The 9,315-nt window shown below is 36.2% G+C and carries 11 protein-coding genes and 1 pseudogene; all 12 read right to left on the bottom strand.

Features of this window, described 5'->3' with window-relative positions:
- Window positions 1-201 precede the first annotated feature (201 nt).
- Window positions 202-360 (bottom strand): rubredoxin, encoded by a 159-nt coding sequence (locus EUBHAL_RS13895; RefSeq protein ID WP_005339874.1) that lies wholly within the window; start codon window positions 358-360, stop codon window positions 202-204.
- A 94-nt stretch (window positions 361-454) separates the two neighbouring features.
- The gene (locus tag EUBHAL_RS13890; RefSeq protein WP_005351488.1) at window positions 455-829 is read right to left on the bottom strand and encodes a desulfoferrodoxin family protein; all 375 of its coding nucleotides are present in this window, start codon (window positions 827-829) and stop codon (window positions 455-457) included.
- Between the two features lie 181 nt (window positions 830-1,010).
- Entirely contained in the window at window positions 1,011-1,553 is a 543-nt protein-coding gene (gene rbr, locus EUBHAL_RS13885; protein WP_044923706.1) for a rubrerythrin, read from the bottom strand.
- A gap of 5 nt (window positions 1,554-1,558) precedes the next feature.
- Window positions 1,559-2,191, bottom strand: coding sequence for a flavin reductase (locus EUBHAL_RS13880; RefSeq protein ID WP_044923703.1), 633 nt, complete (start codon window positions 2,189-2,191; stop codon window positions 1,559-1,561).
- Window positions 2,184-2,579: pseudogene (locus tag EUBHAL_RS17045) on the bottom strand (Fur family transcriptional regulator). The gene EUBHAL_RS13880 and the pseudogene EUBHAL_RS17045 overlap by 8 nt, the downstream one beginning before the upstream one ends.
- A gap of 140 nt (window positions 2,580-2,719) precedes the next feature.
- Complete coding sequence (gene yaaA / locus EUBHAL_RS13875) at window positions 2,720-3,469, bottom strand: peroxide stress protein YaaA (protein ID WP_005351477.1); 750 nt, start codon at window positions 3,467-3,469, stop codon at window positions 2,720-2,722.
- Entirely contained in the window at window positions 3,469-3,924 is a 456-nt protein-coding gene (bcp, locus tag EUBHAL_RS13870) for a thioredoxin-dependent thiol peroxidase (RefSeq protein ID WP_005351474.1), read from the bottom strand. The genes yaaA and bcp overlap by 1 nt, the downstream gene beginning before the upstream one ends.
- Window positions 3,925-3,927: 3 nt before the next feature.
- Window positions 3,928-4,140, bottom strand: a complete 213-nt coding sequence (locus tag EUBHAL_RS13865) for a DUF6219 family protein (RefSeq protein WP_005351472.1) — start codon at window positions 4,138-4,140, stop codon at window positions 3,928-3,930.
- 274 nt (window positions 4,141-4,414) lie between these two features.
- A complete protein-coding gene (locus EUBHAL_RS13860; RefSeq protein ID WP_005351469.1) occupies window positions 4,415-5,761 on the bottom strand; it encodes a [FeFe] hydrogenase, group A in 1,347 nt (448 codons plus the stop codon).
- Window positions 5,755-7,731, bottom strand: coding sequence for an anaerobic carbon-monoxide dehydrogenase catalytic subunit (cooS, locus tag EUBHAL_RS13855; protein WP_044923701.1), 1,977 nt, complete (start codon window positions 7,729-7,731; stop codon window positions 5,755-5,757). The genes EUBHAL_RS13860 and cooS overlap by 7 nt, the downstream gene beginning before the upstream one ends.
- A gap of 549 nt (window positions 7,732-8,280) precedes the next feature.
- On the bottom strand, window positions 8,281-8,706 hold the full coding sequence (locus EUBHAL_RS13850) for a hypothetical protein (protein WP_005351462.1): 426 nt from the start codon (window positions 8,704-8,706) through the stop codon (window positions 8,281-8,283).
- A partial coding sequence (locus EUBHAL_RS13845) for a DinB/UmuC family translesion DNA polymerase (protein ID WP_005351460.1) occupies window positions 8,706-9,315 on the bottom strand: 610 nt, incomplete at its 5' end. The genes EUBHAL_RS13850 and EUBHAL_RS13845, both read right to left, overlap by 1 nt.

The following is a 9,315-nucleotide window of genomic DNA, read 5'->3' as shown; positions in this document are numbered from 1 at the left end:
ACCACGGCTTCCACCCGTAATGATTGCAACTTTATCTTTTAATCTCATTTAGACTACCTCCTTACTTTGTTTGTAGTTACATTATAAGCAAAAGGTAAATCATTTTCTGTGATATTATCACAGACTATCGCAATAAAAAACCCTGTTGCTCACACGCACCAGGGTTTTTGTTTATCTATCCTTATTTAAATAATCAGAATTTTATTCAACTTCTGAAAACTGATCTTTTCCAACATTACATAATGGGCATTCAAAATCTTCCGGAACATCCTCCCACTTTGTTCCTGGTGCAATACCACCTTCAGGATAACCTTCTTCTTCATCATATTCCCATCCGCAAACGTCACATACATATTTCATTAGTTTGTTTTTCCTTATAAATATATTAATACACAGCATATATTATTGTTGTATCTGAATTATTTTGTAACCTTAGCACGAATGTCAAATGTTTTTAGCATTTCCATAATCCATGCAGGTTGCAATACGCATATACTTCTTCTACCAATTCACCATCGCAAAGACAAAAATCTGCTACTGGCTCCTGCCCTGGATTTAACTGTTTTCTATATATTCCCTGATTGGTACTTAATGTAATCCACTCAATAAAATGCTCTTCAAGCATAGGATGTTTTGTCTCTCCGACTACAACATGAACATGACTACCTTCCACTGTATATACAGGTACATGCTTCTCAACAGCAGCATCTGTCACTCCTGCTTTTAATTCCTGCATAGGTTCTCCGCAACAAATCACAGGTACACCTTTATCCTTTACCATTTCAATAATGTTCTCACAATGATTGCATACATAATATTTTACTTCCATCTTTTTTATCTCCTATATTTAAAATTTAAAATCCAATTATTTCTGTAACTTTTTCAAAGCAGCCGCCGATTTTTTTAACTTTAATGCTTCTTCACCAATTGATGCAGAACCAACAAAACCACAGCCTATCATTACTGCTTTTTTTAATAATCACTTGCTTATTTATAATAATCTCTTCTCTTTAATAGTTCTCTTCACGTACTTCAAAATAACTCTGTGGATGGTTACATACTGGACATATCTCAGGTGCCTTTGTTCCTACCACAACATGTCCACAGTTACGGCATTCCCATACCTTAACTTCGCTCTTTTCAAATACCTGTGCAGTTTCAATATTCTTAAGAAGTGCACGGTACCTTTCCTCATGATGCTTCTCAATCTCTCCTACTGCTCTGAATTTAGCAGCAAGCTCTGGAAAACCTTCTTCTTCAGCTGTTTTAGCGAAACCTTCATACATGTCTGTCCACTCGTAATTCTCACCTTCGGCAGCTGCTGCTAAATTTTCTTTTGTATCACCAATTCCCGCTAATTCTTTGAACCACATCTTAGCATGTTCTTTTTCGTTATCAGCTGTTTTTAAAAATAGTGCAGACATCTGCTCATAGCCTTCTTTCTTTGCAACAGAAGCAAAAAAAGTGTACTTATTTCTTGCCTGGGACTCTCCCGCAAATGCCTCCTGTAAATTTTTCTCTGTCTGTGTTCCTGTGTATTTGTTTGTAGCCATTTCATTTACCTCCATTTTTTAACTACTTTTTCAAAATCTGATGCCGGGTGTTTGCATATAGGACATATAAAATCATCGGGTAATTCTTCACCTACATATTCATATCCGCAAATCCTACAACGCCATATTGTCTGACCATCATCGGTTTTTCCAACTTCCCTTGGCTTAGGTTTTATATTATTCTGGTAATACTCATATGTAACTGAAGGAACATTACTTAAAGTTTCCATATCGGTTATCTCACCGATAAACATCGTATGTGAGCCTAAATCTTCTGTTTTATTAACAGTTACAGAAATGTATGCATTTGTCCCTTCCGTAATATAATAAACACCATTTGTACTCCTGGCACACTTATCAAATGCTTCAAACTTATTGATATTTCTCCCTGATTGGAAGCCAAAATGTTTAAATAATTCAAACTCCACACTCTGACTCAGAACTGATACTGTAAATTTTCCAGTTCTTTTGATCATATCATGCGTATAATTTGCTTTATTAACACAGATACTTAGTTGGTTTGGTTCTGAAGCCGCCTGAATTGCTGTATTAATAATACATCCATTGTCTTTTTCATCTTCCTTGGCAGTCAATACAAACAATCCATAACTCAGCTTATACATTGCTTTCTCATCCATAATTTTCCTCCTTGCATTTTGGGTAAATATCTTTAAATGAAATATCATAATCTAAAAATTCAATTTCATGAGTATTATGATTTTTTTATAACAAGTCCGATATTTCGTCCATATCCACATCTGAAATCTCACCATATTCTACACACCTGACATGGTAGTGTTTTTTCAATATGAAATCGAATCTGTTCGGTCCATCCGGGACTTCAATCTTTCTAAATGCACCTTACTCTACCAATATATCAAGATTTCTATAAACAGTTCCTTTTCCAATTATAGGATACCTTTCTTTTATAAGGTCATAAACTTCATTTACTGAAACATGCTTTTTCATCTCAGATACAGTATTTCTTAGCAGATCTTTCTGAATTGTGCTTCTTCTATTTATTATCCACTCTCCTTTATTAGGATTTATTATTAGTTAGAATTATATGCCTATTTTAATCTATTGTCAATTAATAACAGCAACAGCTCTTATTATCATAATAAATTAACATTACAGACTGCCTTTTATTTAAATTAATCATTTAATTATTCTTTTTTCCGTTCAAAAACATATTCTGCATCTGATGATAAATCAGAGCGGAATGAATAACCTAGTCTATCAAATTTCTTAATATCCTCAGGATTTTCAATACTATTTTCAGCCATGAACCTAACCATTTCACCACGTGCCATCTTAGCATATGTACCTTTTGTCACCAGTTTATCTCCTGATAACTCACAAAATACAATCGTAATATATCTGTCCTGTGGTGTCAGATACTTTTCTATACATTTTGAGTATTCTTTTGATGCAAGATTAATGATAATCCTACTGTCATCGATTACTGAGCGGTATAACAATTCTCCCCAGTACTCATACAGATTTTTTGCATCTCCAATTCCAACCTTTGCCTGCATTTCAAGACGATAAGGAGTCACACCATCCATTGGTTTTAAAATGCCATAAAACGCAGACAAGATTCTTAAATGATTTTGCAAATACTCAAACTGCTGGATTTCAAACACAGATGGTGCCATATATTGAAATGCAATCCCTTCATATGCTAAAACAGCCGGAGTAAGCCTATTATAAAGATCCATATTTTCCAATCTGTTAAAGTTCTGCTCTGCAATCTTGTCATTACATTTCCAGATAGCTTTCAGTTCTTCTTTTGATTTGCTTTTCATCCAGTTTAATACTTCTGCTGTCTTATCAATATAGACAGGCAGTTCAACCGGTGCTAAGTTATCGGTATCTACAATCATCTTTTTTGCAGGTGATAAAATAATCTTCATTATGCCAATTCCTTAAGCATATTTTTAGGATCATCTGCCGCCTTGACTTTATCATTTGCCTTTATAATGATTCCCTGCTCATCAATAAGATATGTAGTTCTTACTACACCCATAGATACTTTTCCATAATTTTTCTTTTCTTTCCAGACATCATATGCTTCAATAACTTTACGCTCCGGATCTGCTAATAGCGTAAATGCCAGTCCGTATTTTTCTTCAAATCTCTTGTGAGACGCTACAGAGTCCTTGCTTACTCCGAGAATAACAGCTCCCTTCTCAGTAAACTGTGGATAACGCTCAGAAAAGCCACATGCCTGTTTCGTACATCCTGCTGTATTATCCTTGGGATAGAAATATAAAATTACTTTTTTTCCTGTATAATCCGATAATCTATGTATTTTCCCATTTTGATCTGGCAACTCAAAATCAGGTGCCTTGATTCCTACTTCCAGCATTATTTATTCCTCACCCTCTGTAACTTTCTCTTTTTTTGCCTTTTCTTTCCTATTCCCGGTAATCATTTTATGACCTGTATATATCGCCATTACCATACATAACATGGAACTTAAAGCAAAGTATTTGTGACTTGAGTTTAGCTTTTTATATCCAGTGTAAAAGGTCCCAAGCATTGTGACTAATGCTCCTACTGACCAATATTTATGTGCTTTCATGTAATTCCTCCATTTTTCCGGTGTATTTAATTATAATTATACTCCGTCATATAGCAATTATCAATCAGATATTTTTTATATTTATACAGTTTGCACAACAAAAAGAAACGTTGCTGTCACATTTTATTGCAACAGCAACGAATTACATCTGTCGATATGAAACAAATTGGTATCATTGCCAAGAAAATATAGGCAAGAATTTCTCATTCCACATCGTTTTTTTAGTTGGAAAATTTAATCCTCATTTTTGAACTATTTTGCACTCTTTTTTTCCTTACTTACTCTTATATGTGGTGTGTAAAAGTGTTTCGGATAAAAGGCTTAATGGTTCTTTGAAAAATTCATTATATATCATTCCAATTTCCGGATTATCCATAGAATTTCTGTATTGCGCCCGTTCATCAGCCTGGTATAATGATGCGATTCTCTTTTTTCTTACCGCATCCGATACTGGAACACTTCCACAATCCGGCTGTCCTGCTCCACTAATACAGCCTCCCGGACATGTCATAACTTCTACAAAATGATATCCACTCATATCTTCTGCCAGAAATTCTTCCGCAGCCGCTGTTCCATACAGAATACAAACTTTAAGATTCTTTCCTGCAATCGTCACTTCCGCTTCTTTTCGGTTATTTAATCCTCTTACCGGACGAAGCTGATAAAAATCTGCCGGTGCCTCTTTCCCTTCTAAAACTCTGTAAACCGTTCGAAGTGCTGCTTCCATTACACCGCCGGTATTTCCGAAAATCATTCCGGCTCCAGTTCCTTCTCCTAATACACTGTCATACTTTGAAGGAGTGATTTTCCCTAAATCCATTCCTTCTTCTTTACACCACTGTACCAGCTCCTTTGTTGTAATAACATAATCATTGTCACGCATTTCTTCTATATTAAGAAGCTTTCCTGCATCACATAACTCTTCTCTTGCTATTTCTGCCTTTTTCGCTGTACAAGGTGTCACTGCTACAGAAATAATCTTTTCCGGATCAATATGTTTTTTATGTGCAAAATATGTTTTGATTACTGCTCCCTGCATTCCGATCGGACTTTTTGCAGAAGAAAGATATTTCGTTTTATCCGGATGAAAATTCTCCATGTATTTTACCCAGGCTGGACAGCAGCTGGTAAACTGAGGAAGTGGTCCGGTCCCCTTTAAAATTCTAGACAAAAGTTCAGAACCTTCTTCCATAATTGTAAGATCCGCAGAAAATGTAACATCAAATACATAATCTGCTCCAAGTGCACGCAATGCACCTACCATCTCATCTTGTGCAAATGTTCCCGGCTCTTTTCCGAAGCCGTCTGCAAAACCAACTCTGACGGATGGTGAAGTAGAAAAAACAACAATCTTTTCCGGATCTTGGATCAGTTCCTTCACAATCTTATAATGAGGACGTCCGGTAATTGCTTTTTCCGGACAAACTGCACTGCACTGTCCACAGCCAATACATTGATATGCTTCCCTTTGATTTAATAAATATTTTGCTGCTACCCCGATTTCTTCTTCACAAACCGCAAAACAATGTCCGCACTCACTACATAATGCTTCATTTTTTATAATCGCAGGATTCGCATCATCTACTGGAACCATAAAAGGAGTCGTTCGATTCATTAGCATATGGCATCTCCTCCTTTATTGATTCCACTATCAATTCCAAGACCTGCTCTTTTTTCTTTAATAATCTCATCAAATTTCTGTGCTGCAGCATCTACTTCTGTTTCAATAATAAGCTGGCCTCCGGTTAAATCCTTTAACCCTTCTGTAAGAACATTCACTGCTACCTGACTTCCTGTTACAAATGGTGATAATGCCAGATGCAGAGGGAATCCAAGTGCAAGTGCATATGCTCCATCTGCCAACGCCTGTTCCTCAAGCCACTGTGGGGCACTGATAACAACTGGAAGCTGTGGCAGATCCACATTCAGTTCTTTTGCTAATGCACAGGCAGCCATCTCAATTCGTCCAATCGCAAGACATGGACCAAAGTTAAGTACCGGGGGAACACCAAGTGCTGTACATATTTCTTTCAATCCTTCCCCACAAAGTTCTACTGCATCCATCGTCATAAGTCCGCAATTTTCTAAACCACCACAAGTACAGCCTGCGGATAATACAAGAATGTCTTTCTTAATTAATTCTTTGGCAAGTTCTACTGTAAATACATCATGTCCTTTTGCTCTTAAATTAGAGCATCCGACAACTGCTGCAATTCCTTTAATTTTTCCTGAAACGATCGCATCAATGAGTGGCTGTAAAGTACCACCTAAAGCAGCTACTAAAGTATCTTCTGATAAACCGGTAATGGACTTGTCAAAACCATGCTGTGCCATGACATTGACACGCTTCTCTCCTTTGGCCGGAGCTGTTCCATATAATTTTTCTTTTCTGTTCTTAAACCCACATAGAGCATCTGCGATAATCTGACTTGTAATCTTTTCTTTTTCCTCTGCTGTGTATGGCAATAACTGCGCATTAGCCTTCTTTGCCACATCATCAAGACAAAGCATCTTAATATCTAACTGTTCACAAATTGGCTCGATTCCCGGAATCGTACAGTTAAATTCAGAAACAACCAAATCCACACAGCCAGTCATTAATACCGCTTCACTTGTATAGTTATTACCTGCATGTCCGCAGTATACATCTTTATAGCAGCCGGAACGTGCCTGGTAATCCTGCCCCACACAAGTACAGCCTACAATACGGATTCCCTTTGCACCAACAAGCTCAGCAGACTTTTGTACAATTTCTGATTCTAATTTTTCTTCTAAGTCTGCAAACATGGACTGCTGATGTCCTGTAATCATAATATTTATATATTCTGGATCAATAATACGAAAACCTACCGGATCCATACTGATTTGCGGTGGTCCCATAATAATATCATTCATCAGGTTTGTAAGAATCAGTCCGTAATTACCTGTGGAAATACCTAAACGTAAGCACTGTAACAGCATATCCATCGGATCTGAATTCAAGTTTGTCGATGTCTTTACAACCGCATTAAAAATCTCGTCTTTTGCTCCACCCGGCAAAATACCAAGCTTCTCCCACAATTCATAACGCTTCGGAAGGGCAATATTTTTCATGAGAGTCATTTTTTCATCATATGGCTTTCTAATATCTGCAAGAACTGCATCAGCAATCATCTCTGCCGTCTTCGCACAACTGTTATGGCAGTCCGACCCACAGTTCCCACAACAGTTGATCTGTAAAATCTTTGCAAGCTTCGCAACGGAATCCTTATATTTTGGTTTCTTGCCTTCCGCCTGTAATTCCTGTGCCATCTCTTTTAATCTTCTTGCGGTATTTTCAACAACATGCGTATAACATCCTGAACCGGCAGCCACCTGTCTTAAAAAATTCCTACAGGCAATTGTATCTGCATCTGCTCCACATACACCTTTTGGTTTTGCCGGTGATAAACGACATGGACCATTCGAACATAATCTACAACATACTCCCTGTAATCCATATCCACACTTATTCTGCTGCTTCACCATACGATGATGTGAAGTATCCATCGGTGCATTCTCTAAAAATACCTCCAGCACCTTATCCGCACTGCTGCAAATCTTATCTGACATTATATAACCTCCTCCTGATTTCCCTTTCATTCTTTCATGAAATTTTCCTAACAAGTTTTCCTATTCATCGCAATTATCCCAATTCGCAGTACTCCTGCTCCAGAGTATGTTAAAAAACATTCCAGCACAGTTTTCTACAATATCAATAATTATTCTCATTATAGCAAACCAACTCCATTCACTCTTGGATAATCCTTTCATAAAATAGGGAAATATAACACTAATTTTTGTCTTTTCATGATTCACAATAAAATCTGTAATATTTCTATAAATAAATGGTATTATTTCTATATTGTCTGTAAAATTTATCTTATAATAAAAAATAATCGGGAATTTGACAGTTATATTAAAAAAGTAGGTTGCATAAAACCTGCATTTTTTATGTCAACTCTTTGTTTTCTTCCATGTTGTTTTATGTTATTGTATAGTATAATAAAGAAATAAGAGGATTGTTTATGAATCTGCATATTTCAAAATCAAAAATTCCGAATCTTTTTATATTGCCAAATCTTACCTTAAGGAAAATGAAAGTATTTCTTCTATAATTATCTAAAAACTTAGAACTTTATTAAAAATCTCTCCTTGTAATTCCTTTATATAATGAAATCGAATTATTGTATCATCTTTCATAATAATATATTCTTTTACAGGATCTATTCGCTTCACATATTCCGTTTTCTTTTCATAATGTCCGCCTTGTTTTCGGGCATCTGGTGTAAAATAATATGTAGAAATCAGAGGATGTTTATATTGGGTTTGCAGTAATATCTGTAATTTCTGATTTAGCTCTTCTTTTTCTTGTCCTGATACCTGATGAAATTCTTCCGTAGTTCTAGCAGTTTCTTTAATCTGTTCTCCATATCCAGTTAAAGCTGCAAATGGAGCAAACTGGGCTGCTCTGTCTGCAATAGGCATCTGGGAGTGTTTTTTTGATACGTGATGTGAAAGATTGATAATATCGTCATACTTTCCCATTATGCTTTATGCCCTCCTATCTGTCCATTTCTTGTTCTTGTTGTTGCACCTTCTTCGTAACTTAACCCTCGCAAAACTGCATTTTTTCCGTATTTTTTCTTAATATCAAGAATAGATTTTTGTAATCTACGTTCTTTTTCCTGTTCTTTCTTTAATGCTTCATAATCAGTAAACAGATCTAACTGCTGATATACCTGTCCTTCTTTGGGCATAACTTTAGTAGCAGTTAATGTGAGCCGCCGGATAAGGAGTTCCTTATCAATTATCCTGTCGTAAAGACTAGAAACAGCAGTTGTAATTTCTTTTAGTGAAGAAGTTGGTATATCCAGATTAATCGTACCATGTGCGTGTTTGGGGATTTTTCTTCCATAACGGTCTGTTGCAACCTCTCCACTGTATTTCTGTCCTTGTAGATTATCCCTATCATAACCTATTGTGAGGACAAATTGCTTTGAAACAAGCTTCTGTTCAAAAAGATCAAATGCAATCTGTTCCGCCATTTCTAAAACTACAACCTTTGCTTTTTCTGAGGAATAAGCAGAAGATAATACCTGTCCGGAACCGATACTTTTTGCTTCTGGTTTATATACTTTTATATCTGCAATCGTG

Source organism: Anaerobutyricum hallii DSM 3353, from assembly GCF_000173975.1.
Taxonomy (GTDB): domain Bacteria; phylum Bacillota; class Clostridia; order Lachnospirales; family Lachnospiraceae; genus Anaerobutyricum; species Anaerobutyricum hallii.
This window is presented reverse-complemented; position numbering and strand designations above follow the sequence as displayed.